Genomic DNA, 15,561 nt, shown 5'->3' with positions numbered 1-15,561 from the left:
TATGCAATCACCGATAAAACCGACAAGAGGCGATGCAATGAGCAACCCAACCAAAGCACGGAAAAGCGATAGCACCGTTGATGCCTGGGCAATTTTGTTCCTGATCATGCTGGTCGTGGGGACAGCGGTTTTCTGGGTCAGCCATCAGTAAACGACCCCGTCCGGGCCCGATTCCGACGATTGTCTGACAAAAACCGGAAAAATCGCCGTTTTACGGAGGTTCGCTGGCTATAATGCGCGGCGAATTTCCGGGGGCTCGGACGACCAATGTTGAAGTTTTTGTGTGGCGTATTACTGACGCTGGGCATGGTCGTGGGATCTTGTGCCCAGGCGGCGTCAGTGCTGTTCCTGAACCCGGGAACCCCCACGGAAGCTTTTTGGATGAGTTACTCGCAGTTCATGCAGGCCGCGGCGACCGACCTGGGGATGGACTTGCGCATCCAGTATTCCGACCGCGTCTCGGAAAACACTATCCGGCAGGCTCGCGAAGCCCTTCAGGGCTCCCATCGTCCCGACTATCTGGTCTTCGTCAACGAGCAATACATCGCGCCCGAAATCCTGCGGCTGGCCAAAGGCAGCGGTGTGAAGCTGTTCATGGTCAACAACGCCTTGACTGCGGATCAGATGAAACTGATCGGCGCCCGACCTGAAAAGTATCCCGATTTGCTCGGTAGCCTGGTGCCCAATGACGAGGAGGGCGGCTACCTGATGCTCAAGGAGCTGATTCGACAGCGCGGCCCGGTGGCCCCTGGCCAGACGATCGAACTGCTGGCGTTTTCCGGTTTGAAGATCACCCCGTCCGCGCAATTTCGCGAGAAGGGCCTGCGGCGTGCCTTGGCCGAACACCCCGAGGTGCGTTTGCGGCAACTGGTGTACGGCGGTTGGACCCGGCAACGCGCCTACGAGCAGGCCAGGTTGTTGTTCAAGCGCTACCCGCAGACGTCGCTGGTCTGGGCCGCGAATGACGAGATGGCGTTCGGTGTGATGCAGGCTTATGCCGAAGCCGGCGGTGTGCCAGGCCAAGGCGTATTGTTCGGCGCGATCAACAATTCACCCGCGGCGTTGCAGGCACTGCTGGACCGTCGCCTGAGCGTCTTGCTGGGCGGGCACTTCACACTGGGGGGCTGGGCGCTGGTGCAATTGCATGATTACGATGAAGGCGTGGACATCAGCCAGTACGGCGGCCGTGACCGACAGGTTCCGTTGTTGCAACTGATCGATCGGACACAGGCCAGGCGACTGCTGGCGATGGGCGCCGCGCAGGATTTCGGCGTGGACTTTCACAAATTCTCGGCCAAGGGGCGTCCCGCATCCTGGCGCTACCCGTTCACCCTGCAAACCCTGATGCACTGAGTCGCATCAAACCCCGGCCAGAAACAGCACCAGTTTGACGATGCCGAACAGTGTCAATGCAAACACCACCGTGAACACAATCCCCAGAATCACGAAATGACTCGGCTTGCCATGAGTGAAATCACGGGCCCGGTTCTTCCCGCTCTGCACCCCGAACGCCGCCGCCATGACGCTGTGCAGCATTTGCCAGAAGGTCGGCGGCTTGTTGTCGGCCGGATCGTCCATAAAACCCTCGCCTGAAAGTGGGTCCCCACAGCATAGCCAATCTGCCGATTCATGCCGTGGCTGCCTGAAACGCTTTGTCTCGCCTTCTCTAACTTGCGGTAACTATGTACCGCAGGTGTCCGGGCCTGGGGTGGTGTCCTGTCGCTCCATTTACCAGGAGAGACAGTATGAGCATTTCATCCCGCACTTCGCCCGCGACGGCGAAGGTGCCATCGCCTATTGAACGTTCAGTGTTGAAGCCGATGCTGCCAGGGAAAAGCAGCATGCACAGTGAAGCGCTTGAACGCATGACCCCTGACTGGTTGATCAACGCGACGTCCGCAAGGCGCACCGCGATCAAAGATACCGGAACACGTCTGCCTGATTGGTACGTGCACGCATCCCGCGCGCAACAGCAGGCACTGAGGGCAAGTTTCAACGCCAGTTTTATCTCGCAGACCCGGCTGGACCAGACAATGTCCGCGTTGCACGACGCCGAAACATTCGCTGGGCCGATATTGGCCAAGGCTCTCAAGGACAGGTTCTCGATCGACGTCGATGTCAACAAGACCTGGGTGTGCCTGCGACATCCCCTGGAAGTGGGCATTTTTGAAATCGAAGTCGCGTCTTTTGAGGTGTTGAAGCTTTCTTTGCTCCAGGCTGCATTGCACAACTTCGAGGCGTCGGAGTGTGAGGAAGGGGCCTTTCACCGTGGTTCGGGTTTCGTCGTCGAAACACCGATCCCCGGTACGTTCCAGGATGTTGCGCTGGGCATGACGGTCATGCAGTTCTTGTCACTGTGCCGAACGCTGGATATCGGAGCGCAGTATCAAACCTATGTGAACGGATTTTTCCAGCCCGACGACAGGCAGGCGCAAACCAACCTGCGCGAGCAATTCATCGACAGTCAAAAAACCGCAATGAGGGCGGCAGCCGACCTGGCGTTGTTGAAAAAGGATATCGAACCGCAAGACTACTCGATGATCCTTTCGGTCGTTGGCGGGGAAATCCATCCACGGCTGGGCGACAAACAGGTCTGGTTCCGCGACCTTGTGTTGATGAAGCACCGGATGACCGGCTGTGTGGTGTTCAGCATCAGCGAGCAGTATCGCTACACCGGTGATTTCATCGTCTACATTCCCCATGATCCCGAGCATCCGCTCAAGCGCTACACCTCGACGCAGTTGCGTGACGAATTCAAGCGTCAGTTCACGGCCGGCAACTCACGGCCTGCAAGCGATGGAAGGCCGACCGCGCACCAGCGTTTTTTCAGTCAATTCGTGGCTTATGCCGACCGCCCTTACTACTTCAGCCAGTTCACTCGCAAGGCGGCGGACTCACCGAGCGATCCGTTGCACTCCATCTGGGTCAAGGTCGTCCAGTACATTCCGCCGTTCTCCACATTCGTCGGAATCAAAGAACTTCCTCCTGAAAGTCCGGGTAAGCGCGAACCGGTCGACGATCCTTACCTCGACCCATACGGTGCGACACGTAACGGCGTAGACGGAATCTGGTCTGCCAACACCGATCTGTGGGCTTATCTCTACGAGCAAAACCGCGCCAAGGTCATCGCCGACGCGCGTAGCCATGCCGTGCCCACGGCTGACGTCGATGCAAAGGTGCGGGCGGAAAAGCTCAATCACCTGCTGGAAATCGGCATGCTGGGCTTGAACATGGTGTCAATGTTCGTGCCGGTGCTGGGCGAGATCATGCTGACGGTGATGGCCGGGCAATTGCTGTACGAGTCGTTCGAAGGGGTAATCGAATGGAGTGAGGGTGATCGCGTTGCTGCCAAGGCGCACCTGATCGACGTGGCGGAAAACCTGGCGCTGATTGCGGCGATGGCCGGGGCCGGCAAGGTGCTGGGCAAGATGGTGCCGGTTGCACCGGAGCCGGTGGTCGAAAGCCTGGACGCCATCAAGCGCCCGGATGGAACGACACGGCTGTGGAAACCCGACCTGAAGGCCTATGAGTGCGACGTTGAACCGGGGGATGTCACCGCCCCCGATGCCCTCGGACAGCATCGTGCAAACGGCAAGACGTACATCCGCCAGGCGGGCAAGGTGTATGAGACCACTTTTGATTCATCGCTGAAAAAATGGCGGATCAAGCATCCGACCGATGCCGGGGCCTGGCAGCCGATTCTCGAACATAACGGCCACGGTGCCTGGCGCCATACGCTGGAGCGTCCTTTGGAGTGGGATCGCCTGACCCTGTTGCGGCGCATGGGCCATGCGACCGAGGCCCTGACTGACGAACAACTGCTCACCATCGCCGATGCCAGCGGTACCAGTGACAATGCCCTGCGCAAGATGCACCTCGATAATCTGCCTCCGCCTCCCGGGCTGGCTGAGTTGTTGCCGGCGTTCGAGGCTGCCCCGGGGAACACCGAGGCGGGCAAGGGAACGGTGGCGATGCTGCGCAGAGCTTGTCCGGGGCTGAGTGAGTCCGCTGCCAACAGGGTGTTGCTCGATGCCAATGCCGAAGAGCTGGAACGATGGCAAACGACGCGGCGGATACCCTTGAGCATGCTCGAAGAGGGCCGTTGGTATGTACAGCAAGGGCGCGTCAATCGCGCTTTTGCCGGGCTGCATCAGGAGCGCATGGTCTCGGCGGACAGCCAGTGGCTCGCACTGCATTCCCTGGAAAAACTGCCGGGCTGGTCCGACAGCGTGCGCCTGGAAGTCCGCGACGGTCACATTGAAGGGCCGCTGATCGATGGCATTGGCAGCCAGACGGCCGACACGCGCAAATATGTGGTCAAGAAAGGACCGGCTTACCAGGCGTTCGATGAGCGCGGTCAGGAGCTCAACGGCATTCCTCGAAATGAAGATAATTTTTATCCGTCGATCATGCACGCCTTGCCCGACTCTGCGCGCCAGGCGCTGGGTATTCCGCATGTGGCTCAGGGCAGCCAGTTGCGCAGGGCAATCATCGACTATGCCACCGCGCATCGTGCCGAACTGGCACAACGCCTGGAAAATCGCACTGGCAAGCATGCGAAGTTCAAGCCTCCGGTTCGGGTCAACGAACGATTGGTGGGCTATTACGCCAGCGGGCGTGGGCAAGGGATCAATCCTTCGCTGGCGACCCGGGTTCGGGATGTCTATCCGGCGCTGACCGAACAGCAGGCCAACGGATTTGTCCTGGCGCAGCTGCGTGCGGGAAAAACCGATGCGCAGATTTACGGTTTGTTGCAGGCACGCCTGCGGGAATGGGAGACGCTTGAGTCGACGCTCGATCATTGGGTTGGCGAGCCGACATCGAGTTCTGCGTTGGAGCTCATGCTGAGCGGCAAGGCCTCGGTCGCGCAGAGCCTCAAGCAGAGCTGGCGCAACTCGCCGCTGGCCGCAGAGCACTCGCGCTTCACGTTGCTGGACCTGACCTGTGATGAAGCGCTTCCTTCGTTGTCGGCGGATTTCTCCCATGTGCGTGACCTGTACGTCCGGGGCCGGTGTATCACGGATGCCAATGCCGATGCGCTGTTGGCGAATTTCCCCAGGCTCAAGACATTGCGGATCAATGCCACGGGGAACGCGTTCAGTAACGTCCCGCAGGTGTTGAGTACGATGCCGGAACTCACGGATCTGAGTCTGTATTCAGCCGCTCCCTACGCGGTCGATATGCCGTCGAGGCTGAGCGCAATGACCAGGCTTGAGGAGCTCAGCATATATTGTTCGGGGTTCGCGCCGATCGATCTGGATGTCAGCCAATTACGCAATCTGCGCCGGCTGGATGTGCTTGCACCTTCGTTGTTTGAATGGCCCGCCGGGGTTCTCGAACTGCCGCGACTTGAGCGATTGAACCTCAAGGCCACCGGGATCAGAACCTTGCCCGATGGCATTTTCAACGGACATGAAAAACTTTGGTCCGGACTGTCGCTGGACTGGTCGAACTTCCTTCGTGAAAACTTCAGGCCCGCCTATGAGTACGCCAAGACGCAATCCCCGCACCTTGTTGATCTTGAGGAAATGGTCAGGGATTACAGCAAGGGGGAGTTGAGACGTCTTGGCGAGGGCATCAACGAGAATCACGAAGCCTTGTTCACCCGGTTTGTCGAGCAATGGCAGGACGCCGAGGCCAGGTTCCGGGCCGTCGAGGACTTGAGTGAGCAATACCATGTGCTTAATCGGAACCTCATCGACTGGACCCATCGCGTGCAGCCCATACCAATGGTGATCAATGAAGTGATGGCCCGGTCAAGCGTGGCCAACTCCCTGAGAGCGAGCTGGCGTAACGGCGCCTTCAAACGCTACGGCTCGACAGTTGACGCCTCGGTGCTCGATTTGCCGAATCTGACACTGAGTGACTTTCCCGAACTCCCGGCCGGCGTTTTCCCGGAAGTGCAAACGCTGTATTTGAGGGGGAGCAAAGCACCTGCAGCACAGATTCGCGGTTTCATCAGCAGGTTTACCGAGCTGCAAACACTCGACTTGCGTGATTGCGGCTTGACCGAAATCCCTATCGGACCCAACGATTTCGGTAAATTGACTCAGCTGGATCTTTCCAGTAACGCGATTGTTGTCGACTCAGGGGTTCAGCAAGGTCTTGGTGGGTTGCGGATGCTCGAATATCTGGACCTGAGCAGCAACCCCCTCAACACCCTGGACGTCAGCGCAATGTCTCACCTCAAGGCTTTGAATCTGCGCTCGACGCAACTGCGGGAGTGGCCGGCAGGTGCCCAGGATCTGCCCGACATGACCTGGCTGGATTTGCGCGACAGCAAAGTCTCCGAATTGCCGGTGGCGGTGCTGGACAGTGAGGTATTGCTCAAAACCAATCTCGTCGGTGCGCCCTTGACTCCTCAAGCTGCTGCAATGCTGAAAGCGGCCTGGCATAGAATTGAAGTGGCCAATGGGTTGCCAGAAGGTGTCCTGGAACGGTTTGCCCTGGAACCGGTGCCACTTGCCTTCCCGCCGTCCGAGAGCGGCTTTTCGATCGCACGGCATTTGCTATCGCTACCAGATGTTCCGACGGGAGAAGGGCCCGGGATCCTGACAAAGCGCCTGCAACGGTTGAAACCGACGCTGGCCGATGAGCAAGCCTCGCAAGCGCTGGAACAGATGCGCCAGCGCGGGGCAACCGACGTGCAAATCGGCGAGCGCCTTGCCGGATGGGAGCAGACTCTTGACGCGCTTACACGCCAGTTGAATGGCTGGCTGTTTACCCGCGGAGACCACGGCGCAGGCTGGATGACGTCGTCCAGCACTCGCAGACTGGGTGCCCTGCGTATCCTGGAGTGCTGGCGGGAGGGGCTGATCGGTGCGCAGGGTGTTGCGGATGCCGTGTTGAATCTCAATGGCCTGCAACTGGGCGATTTGCCGGAGCTGCCGGCAACGTTCGAGCATGTCGGCACATTGAACCTGACGAGCGTAAAACTCACCCGGCAAGGTTCCGATGGTTTCCTCAATGCCTTTACACAGTTGAAAACCCTTGAACTCAATGGCAATGGACTGGAGGCAATTCCCGAGCCGGTCCAGCACATGAATACGCTCGAGCGACTGGAGCTGTCTTCGAACCGGCTGGACGATGCCGAACATGTGTCCGCCTCATTGAGTAACCTGGAACGTCTGAAGTGGCTTGATCTGGGCTACAACGAACTGGATGCCTTCGATATCGACGCTTTCGAGGAGCTGGTGACGCTCGATCTGCGCAATAACAATCTGAGGCAATGGCCGGGCGGAGTGCTGGATGCCGCCCACCTGAGGGTCCTGAATCTGAGTGGCAACTACATCACATCGGTTCCAGCGCAGGCTCTGGATGGCAATCACAACGTTCTGATGATCGGTATCGATCTGAGCGACAACAACCTGGTGCTAGAGAGTCTTGAGCGCTTGAGGGATTACCGTGACAACGGGGCACACGACACCGTGCTGGGGCTCTCGCGCCCTGAACTCGATGAGTTACTTGATGATGCTCACGACGAAGGCGACAGCGATAGCGACAGCATCGAGCCGGATGAAGAACTCCCTGACGTTGAGCCTGATTCCGCTCAAAAAGCCCCTTGGCTGGCCAATGCGGCCCCGGAGGAACTGGCCGGTAAAAGCGAAATCTGGAATCAGCTGGCGGCCGAACCGGACAATGCTGCGTTCTTTCATTTGCTCTCGCGATTGCAGGACACCCGAGAGTTTCGGGTGGCCAATGCCGATTTGACGCGACGGGTCTGGACAGTGATGGAAGCCGCGGCCAGCAATAGCGAACTTCGGGAGGTCCTGTTCGCCAGCTCGACGACCCATGGTACCTGTGTCGACGGTCGAATCCTCACGTTCAGCGGACTGGAAAGCAAAGTGTTCACCCACAATGCCTTACTCGAAATTCCGCCTGGACGCTTGAGTGTGAAGGGTGAAGCATTGCTGAAACTGTCCAGGCAGCTGTTTCGACTGGACAAGGTCGATGATCTGGCGACCAAAGCCGCGGCTCATACCGGTGAGGATGAGGCCGAGGTGCGACTGGGCTATCGAATCGGCCTGACGGAGGGCTGGGATGACGGCCTGACTCTGCCGGGGCAGCCGAAACACATGACCTATGCTTCGGGCGTCACGCGGCAACAACTGGCGGACGCCCGCGCGGAGGTCGTCAATGCGGAGCGGTCCGACCGGTTTTACGAAGACTTGATCCAGCGCGATTATTGGGTGAGCTATCTCAAGGAGAAATACCCTGAGGAGTTCACGGCACTTGATGAGGCCGAGATTCAGGCAGCGGAGGATGACGGTGTTGATAACGTCGATGACGCTGCTCTTTTGACTCAGATGTTCGAACAGGCGGCGACGCGCAACGCGAAGATGATCGAGTTGTCCCGCAAGGAGGCTGCGGGTGGGGAGCCGCAGCCGGGGACATCGGCCAGGAACAGCTGAATCAGCCGCTGGCTAACTATTGTAGGAGCGAGCCTGCTCGCGATTGCGGAATAACATTCAACATCGATGTTGACTGAAAGACCGCTATCGCGAGCAGGCTCGCTCCTGCAGTGGGTCTTGCCAACCAAAATGTGGTTGGCAAGGCTGCTTAGTTGTCGTAACCCAGGTTCGGCGCCAGCCAGCGCTCGGTCACGCTCAACTCCTGGCCTTTGCGCGAGGTGTAGCTCTGTACCTGGTCCTTGTCGATCTTGCCCACGGCAAAGTATTGCGCCTGCGGGTGAGCGAAGTACCAGCCACTGACCGCTGCCGCCGGGAACATCGCGTAGTGCTCGGTGAGGAACACGCCGCTGCGGCCTGCGCGCATTTCCTGGGCTTCGGGATCGAGCAGGGCGAACAGTTGGGCTTTCTCGGTGTGATCCGGGCAGGCCGGGTAGCCCGGTGCCGGACGGATACCGCTGTACTGCTCCTTGATCAGTGCCTCGTTATCCAGCGCTTCATCCTTGGCATAACCCCAGTAGTCTTTACGCACCTGTTGGTGCAGCCACTCGGCGCAGGCCTCGGCCAGGCGGTCGGCCAGGGCCTTGACCATGATCGAGTTGTAGTCGTCGCCGGAGTCCTGATAGGCCTTGGCCACCTCTTCGGCACCGATGCCGGCGGTGGTTATGAAACCACCCACGTAGTCGGTCACTTCACTGCCTTTCGGCGCGACGAAGTCGGCCAGGGAGAAGTTCGGCTTACCGTCGGTCTTGATGATCTGCTGGCGCAAGTGATGCAGCTTGGCCATTGGCTTGCCGTCATCGCCATAGAGTTCGATGTCGTCGTCATGCACCTGGTTGGCCGGCCAGAAACCGAACACCGCGCGGGCGCTGATCAGCTTCTCGTCGATCAATTTGCGCAGCATTTCCCTTGCATCGTTGTACAGCGAGGTGGCGGCTTCACCGACCACTTCGTCCTGGAGGATGCGCGGGAACTTGCCGGCCAGGTCCCAGGAGATAAAGAACGGGGTCCAGTCGATGTACTCGGCCAGAACGTCGAGGTCGATGTTGTCCAGCACCCGGGTGCCGGTGAAGGTCGGTTTGACCGGCGTGTAGGTCGCCCAGTCGAATTGCGGCTTCTTGGCGATGGCCGCGCCATAGCTCAGGCGTTCGGTACGGGCACTGCGGTTGGCTGTGCGCTCGCGAACGTCGATGTAGTCCTGGCGGGTTTTTTCGACGAAACCGGCCTTGAGCTCCTTGGACAGCAACTGGGTCGCCACGCCGACGGCGCGGGAGGCGTCGGTGACGTAGATCACCGCGTCGTTGCTGTACTTGGGCTCGATCTTCACCGCCGTGTGCGCCTTGGAGGTGGTGGCGCCACCGATCATCAACGGCAGATGGAAGTCCTGGCGCTGCATTTCGCGGGCAACGTGGACCATCTCATCCAGCGACGGGGTGATCAGGCCGGACAGGCCGATGATGTCGCACTTCTGTTCCTTGGCCACCTGCAGGATTTTTTCCGCCGGCACCATCACGCCGAGGTCGACGATGTCATAGCCGTTGCAGCCCAGCACCACGCCAACGATGTTCTTGCCGATGTCGTGCACGTCGCCTTTCACGGTCGCCATCAGGATCTTGCCCTTGGCCTGCGGCTTGTCGCCTTTTTCCAGTTCGATGAACGGAATCAGGTGGGCCACGGCCTGTTTCATGACGCGGGCGGATTTCACCACTTGCGGCAGGAACATTTTGCCGGCGCCGAACAGGTCGCCGACGATGTTCATGCCGGCCATCAGCGGGCCTTCGATCACTTCGATCGGGCGGGCGAAGGACTGGCGCGATTCTTCGGTGTCTTCGACGATGTGGGTGGTGATGCCCTTGACCAGTGCGTGCTCCAGGCGCTTGTTGACGTCCCAGTTGCGCCACTCTTCGGTCTCGGCTTCCTTGACGCTGCCGTCGCCCTTGTACTTGTCGGCAATGGCGAGGAGGGCGTCGGTGCCTTCCGGGGTGCGGTTGAGGATCACGTCTTCCACGGCGTCGCGCAGTTCCACCGGGATCTGGTCGTAGATCTCCAGTTGCCCGGCGTTGACGATGCCCATGGTCAGCCCGGAGCGGATCGCGTACAGCAGGAACACCGAGTGGATCGCCTCGCGCACCGGGTTGTTGCCACGGAACGAGAACGACACGTTGGACACGCCACCGGAGGTCAGCGCATACGGCAGTTCGTCACGGATGTAGGCACAGGCATTGATGAAATCGACGGCGTAGTTGTTGTGCTCTTCGATACCGGTGGCCACGGCAAAGATGTTCGGGTCGAAGATGATGTCTTCCGGCGGGAAGTCCACTTCGTTGACCAGAATGTCGTAGGAACGTTTGCAGATTTCCTTCTTGCGCGCTTCGGTGTCGGCCTGGCCGGCTTCGTCGAAGGCCATCACCACCACGGCGGCGCCGTAGCGCTTGCACAGCTTGGCGTGATGGATGAACTGCTCGACGCCTTCTTTCATGCTGATCGAGTTGACGATGCCCTTGCCCTGGATGCACTTGAGGCCGGCTTCGATCACTTCCCACTTCGAGGAGTCGATCATGATCGGTACGCGGGAAATGTCCGGCTCGCCGGCAATCAGATTGAGGAAGGTCACCATGGCCTTCTTCGAATCGAGCATCCCTTCGTCCATGTTGATGTCGATCACCTGGGCGCCGGCTTCGACCTGCTGCAGGGCGACTTCCAGGGCTTCGGTGTAGTTGTCCTCGCGGATCAGACGGGCGAACTTGGCGGAGCCAGTGATGTTGGTGCGCTCGCCGACGTTGACGAACAGCGAGTTGCGATCGATGGTGAACGGCTCAAGGCCCGAGAGACGGCAAGCTTTCGCAATGTCCGGAATCTCGCGCGGCGCATAACCGGCCACGGCCTTGGCGATGGCTTCGATGTGGCCCGGCGTGGTGCCGCAGCAGCCGCCGACGATGTTGAGGAAGCCGCTCTGGGCGAATTCTTCGATGACCTTGGCGGTTTCCGACGGCAATTCGTCGTACTCGCCGAATTCGTTCGGCAGGCCGGCGTTCGGGTGCGCGGAAACGTGGGTGCCTGCCTTGTTCGACAGCTCTTCGAGGTACGGGCGCAATTCGCGGGCGCCAAGGGCGCAGTTCAGGCCGACGGAAATCGGCTTGGCGTGGGCCACGGAGTTCCAGAATGCTTCAGTGGTCTGGCCCGACAGGGTGCGGCCCGAGGCGTCGGTGATGGTGCCGGAAATCATGATCGGCAATTCAATGCCCAGTTCCTCGAACACGCCTTGTACGGCGAAGATCGCCGCCTTGGCGTTGAGGGTGTCGAAAATGGTTTCGATCAGGATCAGGTCGGCGCCGCCTTCGATCAGGCCTTTGGTGGACTCGGTGTAGTTTTCCACCAGCTCATCGAAAGTCACGTTGCGATAGCCGGGGTTGTTCACGTCCGGGGACAGCGAGCAGGTGCGACTGGTAGGACCGAGCACGCCGGCAACGAAGCGCGGCTTGTCCGGGGTTTCCAGGGTCTTGGCGTCGGCCACCTTGCGCGCCAGGCGTGCGCCTTCTACGTTTAACTCATACGCCAGGCCTTGCATGCCGTAGTCAGCCAGGGAGATCTGGGTGGCGTTGAAGGTGTTGGTTTCCAGAATGTCCGCGCCGGCGTCCAGGTAGGCTTTTTCAATGCCGCCAATCACGTCCGGGCGAGTCAGTACCAACAGGTCGTTGTTGCCTTTGACATCGCTTGGCCAGTCAGCGAAGCGTTTGCCACGGTAATCCTGCTCTTCGAGCTTGTAGCTCTGGATCATCGTGCCCATACCGCCATCGAGAATCAGGATGCGCTCTTTGAGGGCGTGCTTGAGAGCTTGAAGGCGAACGCTGCGATCGGACATTTGGACTACTCGGTAAGGCCATGACGAAGGGCCGGGATGATAGCAAACCTGTGCGCTTTTGGAGCGTGGCTCGAATTTGCATGAATATCGTTCATGTTGGTAAAGGTGACAGACCGGTAGAATCGCGGCGTTTTTTCAGGATTCAGGACCAGGGACATGTCGTATCGCTTCGTCATCAGCACATTGCTGTTGTTTTCAAGCTGGGGCGCTGTGGCGCAAAGTCCGGCGATTTCCTCTGCCATTTCATACAGCCGCGACATTCAACCGATCTTCACTGAAAAGTGCGTGGCCTGCCACGCCTGCAACGACGCCGCCTGTCAGCTCAATCTGGGCAGCGGCGAGGGCGCGGCGCGTGGCGCGACGAAAGTCCCGGTTTATGACGGTGACCGCACTAAAGCAGTGGCCCCGACACGGCTGTTTTTTGACGCCTCCGGAAAAACCGCCTGGCAGCAAAAGGGCTTCTATTCTGTGCTCGATGCCCAGGGCAGTCAGGCTGCATTGATGGCGCGGATGTTGGAACTGGGTCACAAAACCCCGTTGCAGCCCAACGCCAGGCTGCCGGAGGACATCGTCCTGGGCCTGAACCGGGAAAACATGTGTGCCATGCCCGCGGAGTTCGACGGCTACGCCGCCAGGCATCCGAAGGAGGGCATGCCGCTGGCAGTAACCGGCCTGACCGACCAGCAGTACCAGACGCTGCAACGCTGGCTGGCGGCCGGCGCGCCGATCGATCAGCAGGCACTGGCGCCCAGCGCCAGGGAAGCCCTGGAGGTGGTGCAATGGGAAAACCTGCTCAATTCGCCGGGCGCCCGGGAAAGCCTGGTGGGGCGCTGGCTGTACGAGCACTGGTTCCTCGCCCATCTCTACTTCAAGGACAGCGAGCCTGGGCATTTCTTCCAGTGGGTGCGTTCGCGCACCCCGACCGGCCAGCCGATTGACCTGATCAACACCCGTCGTCCGAACGATGATCCGGGCACGCAGTTCTACTATCGCTTGTGGCCGGTGCAGGGCGTGATCGTGCACAAGACCCACATCACCTATCCGCTGAGTCCGGCGAAGCTGGCGCGGGTCAAGAGCCTGTTCTACAGCGGCAACTGGCAGGTCGACGCATTGCCGGGCTATGGGCCGCAGAGCCGGGCCAACCCGTTCGCCACCTTCGAAGCGATTCCGGCCCAGGCGCGTTATCAGTTCATGCTCGATAACGCCGAATACTTTGTGCGCACCTTTATCCGTGGGCCAGTGTGTCGTGGTCAGATCGCCACGGACGTGATTCGCGATAATTTCTGGGCGCTGTTCCAGGCACCTGAACACGACCTCTACATCACCGACCCGAACTATCGCGGGCAAGCCACGCCCTTGCTGGCGATGCCGGGGCAGAATGATGATGTCGGCAGCGTCCTGACCCTGTGGCACGACTACCGCGACAAACGCAACGAATACGAGGCCCTGCGCCGCGACAGTTACGCCGACGAGCCCGCACCGAGCTGGTCGACCCTGTGGGCCGGCAACGACAACGCATTGCTGAGCATCTTTCGCCATTTCGACAGCGCTTCGGTGACCAAAGGCCTGATCGGCGAAGTACCGCAGACGATGTGGCTGTTCGACTATCCGCTGCTGGAGCGCACCTACTATCAACTGGCAGTCAATTTTGATGTGTTCGGCAACGTGTCCCATCAGGCCCAGACGCGCCTGTATTTCGACCTGATCCGTAATGGCGCCGAGCAGAATTTCCTGCGCCTGATGCCCGCCGATTCGCGGGAGGGCTACCTCGACGACTGGTATCAGAACAGTGGCAAATTCAAGATGTGGCTGGACTACGAGTCCATCGACGATGACAAGCCGACCGCGCTGAAGCTTGATCCGCAGGATCCCAAGCGCGACTTTGCCATGCAATTGCTCACCCGTTATGGCGACCTCAATGCCAGGCCCGACCCGATCAACCGTTGCGACGGCGCCTATTGCTCGCGGCCGAACATTGATCCGGACCTGCAAAATGCCGAGCAGGTGTTGAGCCGCCTGACTTCGCGTCCGGCGGCGGGGTTGAAAGTGATTGATCAACTGCCAGAAGCGACCATGCTGCGTATCGAAACCGGCAGCGGCAAGCGTGAGGTCTACAGCCTGCTGCGCAACCGGGCCCACAGCAACGTGGCGTTCCTGCTTGGCGAATCGCTGCGCTATCAGCCGGGGCTCGACACCCTGACGATTTTCCCGGGTGTGCTCAGCAGCTACCCGAACTTCATGTTCAACATTCCGGCCGGGCAAGTGCCGGCGTTTGTGGATGCGATGGAGAACGCCAAGGATAGCGACAGCTTTGAGAAAATCGTCGAACGTTGGGGAATACGCCGTAGTCATCCGCAATTCTGGCTGTATTTCCATGACCTGAGCCGCTACATCCAGGAGACCGATCCGGTGGAAGAGGGCGTGCTGGACATGAACCGCTACGAGAACCTCTGAAACACCGCAAACCTCCTGTGGGAGCGGGCTTGCTCGCGAAAGCGGAGTGTCAGTCGCAATTGATTCGCCTGACACTCTGCTTTCGCGAGCAAGCCCGCTCCCACAATTCTTTCCCGACAAAAATACTAGGACTTTGTCCGGCGCGTCGATTGGCGTAAACTGCGCCCAAGCCTGCGAGGAGTTTCCATGACCGCTATTACCATCACCGACGCCGCCCACGATTACCTGGCTGATCTGCTCTCCAAGCAGAACACCCCGGGCATCGGCATCCGCGTCTTCATCACCCAGCCTGGCACCCAGTACGCCGAAACCTGCATTGCCTACTGCAAGCCGGGCGAAGAAAAACCCGAAGACACCGCGCTGGGGCTCAAAAGCTTCACCGCGTACATCGACCACTTCAGCGAAGCCTTCCTGGACGATGCCGTTGTCGACTACGCCACCGACCGCATGGGCGGCCAGCTGACCATCAAGGCGCCAAACGCCAAGGTTCCGATGGTCAACGCCGACAGCCCGGTCAACGAGCGCATCAACTACTACCTGCAAACCGAGATCAACCCGGGGCTGGCCAGCCACGGCGGTCAGGTCAGCCTGATCGACGTGGTCGAGGACGGCATCGCTGTCCTGCAGTTTGGTGGGGGGTGCCAGGGTTGCGGCCAGGCCGACGTGACGCTCAAGGAAGGCATCGAGCGCACCTTGCTCGAGCGTATTCCCGAGCTCAAGGGCGTTCGCGACGTAACCGACCACACGCAGAAAGAAAACGCCTACTACTAAGGTGTTCGCTGCGGTATAGAAAAACGGCGCCCCGTGAGCGCCGTTTTTTTATGGGCTGAATTCGCT

The 15,561-nt window shown here is 59.7% G+C and carries 6 protein-coding genes; 4 read left to right on the top strand and 2 right to left on the bottom strand.

Going from position 1 to position 15,561, the window contains the following annotated elements; translation table 11 throughout:
- Window positions 1-267: 267 nt before the first annotated feature.
- Window positions 268-1,353 (top strand): ABC transporter substrate-binding protein, encoded by a 1,086-nt coding sequence (locus tag AC07W4_RS03655; protein ID WP_495031520.1) that lies wholly within the window; start codon window positions 268-270, stop codon window positions 1,351-1,353.
- Between the two features lie 6 nt (window positions 1,354-1,359).
- On the opposite strand, the gene AC07W4_RS03650 is transcribed toward AC07W4_RS03655, so the two are convergent.
- Window positions 1,360-1,578, bottom strand: a complete 219-nt coding sequence (locus tag AC07W4_RS03650) for a DUF2970 domain-containing protein (RefSeq protein ID WP_008052027.1) — start codon at window positions 1,576-1,578, stop codon at window positions 1,360-1,362.
- A 167-nt stretch (window positions 1,579-1,745) separates the two neighbouring features.
- On the opposite strand from AC07W4_RS03650, the gene AC07W4_RS03645 reads away from it, so the two are divergent.
- Window positions 1,746-8,411, top strand: a complete 6,666-nt coding sequence (locus AC07W4_RS03645; RefSeq protein ID WP_495031519.1) for an NEL-type E3 ubiquitin ligase domain-containing protein — start codon at window positions 1,746-1,748, stop codon at window positions 8,409-8,411.
- Between the two features lie 148 nt (window positions 8,412-8,559).
- Here the strand turns inward: AC07W4_RS03645 and metH are convergent, their stop codons facing one another.
- Window positions 8,560-12,270, bottom strand: a complete 3,711-nt coding sequence (gene metH / locus AC07W4_RS03640) for a methionine synthase (protein ID WP_495031518.1) — start codon at window positions 12,268-12,270, stop codon at window positions 8,560-8,562.
- A gap of 156 nt (window positions 12,271-12,426) precedes the next feature.
- Here metH and AC07W4_RS03635 point away from each other — a divergent pair, with 156 nt between their 5' ends.
- Both AC07W4_RS03635 and nfuA read left to right on the top strand, forming a co-directional pair.
- Window positions 12,427-14,724: a fatty acid cis/trans isomerase gene (locus AC07W4_RS03635; RefSeq protein ID WP_495031517.1), complete on the top strand. Its 2,298-nt coding sequence runs from the start codon at window positions 12,427-12,429 to the stop codon at window positions 14,722-14,724.
- A gap of 186 nt (window positions 14,725-14,910) precedes the next feature.
- Window positions 14,911-15,495 carry a Fe-S biogenesis protein NfuA gene (gene nfuA / locus AC07W4_RS03630; RefSeq protein WP_007912592.1) on the top strand — a complete coding sequence of 195 codons (585 nt, stop codon included), beginning with the start codon at window positions 14,911-14,913 and terminating at the stop codon, window positions 15,493-15,495.
- The last annotated feature ends 66 nt before the right edge of the window (window positions 15,496-15,561 follow it).

Source organism: Pseudomonas sp. GW821-FHT02A08 (genome assembly GCF_059422045.1).
Note: the sequence above shows the minus strand (reverse complement) of the source record. Positions and strands in the feature narration are given on the sequence as shown.

What these genes read in the sequence shown, in the direction of transcription:
- AC07W4_RS03655 (WP_495031520.1), top strand. Translation starts at nt 268, where the DNA reads ATGTTGAAGTTTTTGTGTGGCGTATTACTGACGCTGGGCATGGTCGTG.
- AC07W4_RS03650 (WP_008052027.1), bottom strand. Translation starts at nt 1,578, where the DNA reads ATGGACGATCCGGCCGACAACAAGCCGCCGACCTTCTGGCAAATGCTG.
- AC07W4_RS03645 (WP_495031519.1), top strand. Translation starts at nt 1,746, where the DNA reads ATGAGCATTTCATCCCGCACTTCGCCCGCGACGGCGAAGGTGCCATCG.
- metH (WP_495031518.1), bottom strand. Translation starts at nt 12,270, where the DNA reads ATGTCCGATCGCAGCGTTCGCCTTCAAGCTCTCAAGCACGCCCTCAAA.
- AC07W4_RS03635 (WP_495031517.1), top strand. Translation starts at nt 12,427, where the DNA reads ATGTCGTATCGCTTCGTCATCAGCACATTGCTGTTGTTTTCAAGCTGG.
- nfuA (WP_007912592.1), top strand. Translation starts at nt 14,911, where the DNA reads ATGACCGCTATTACCATCACCGACGCCGCCCACGATTACCTGGCTGAT.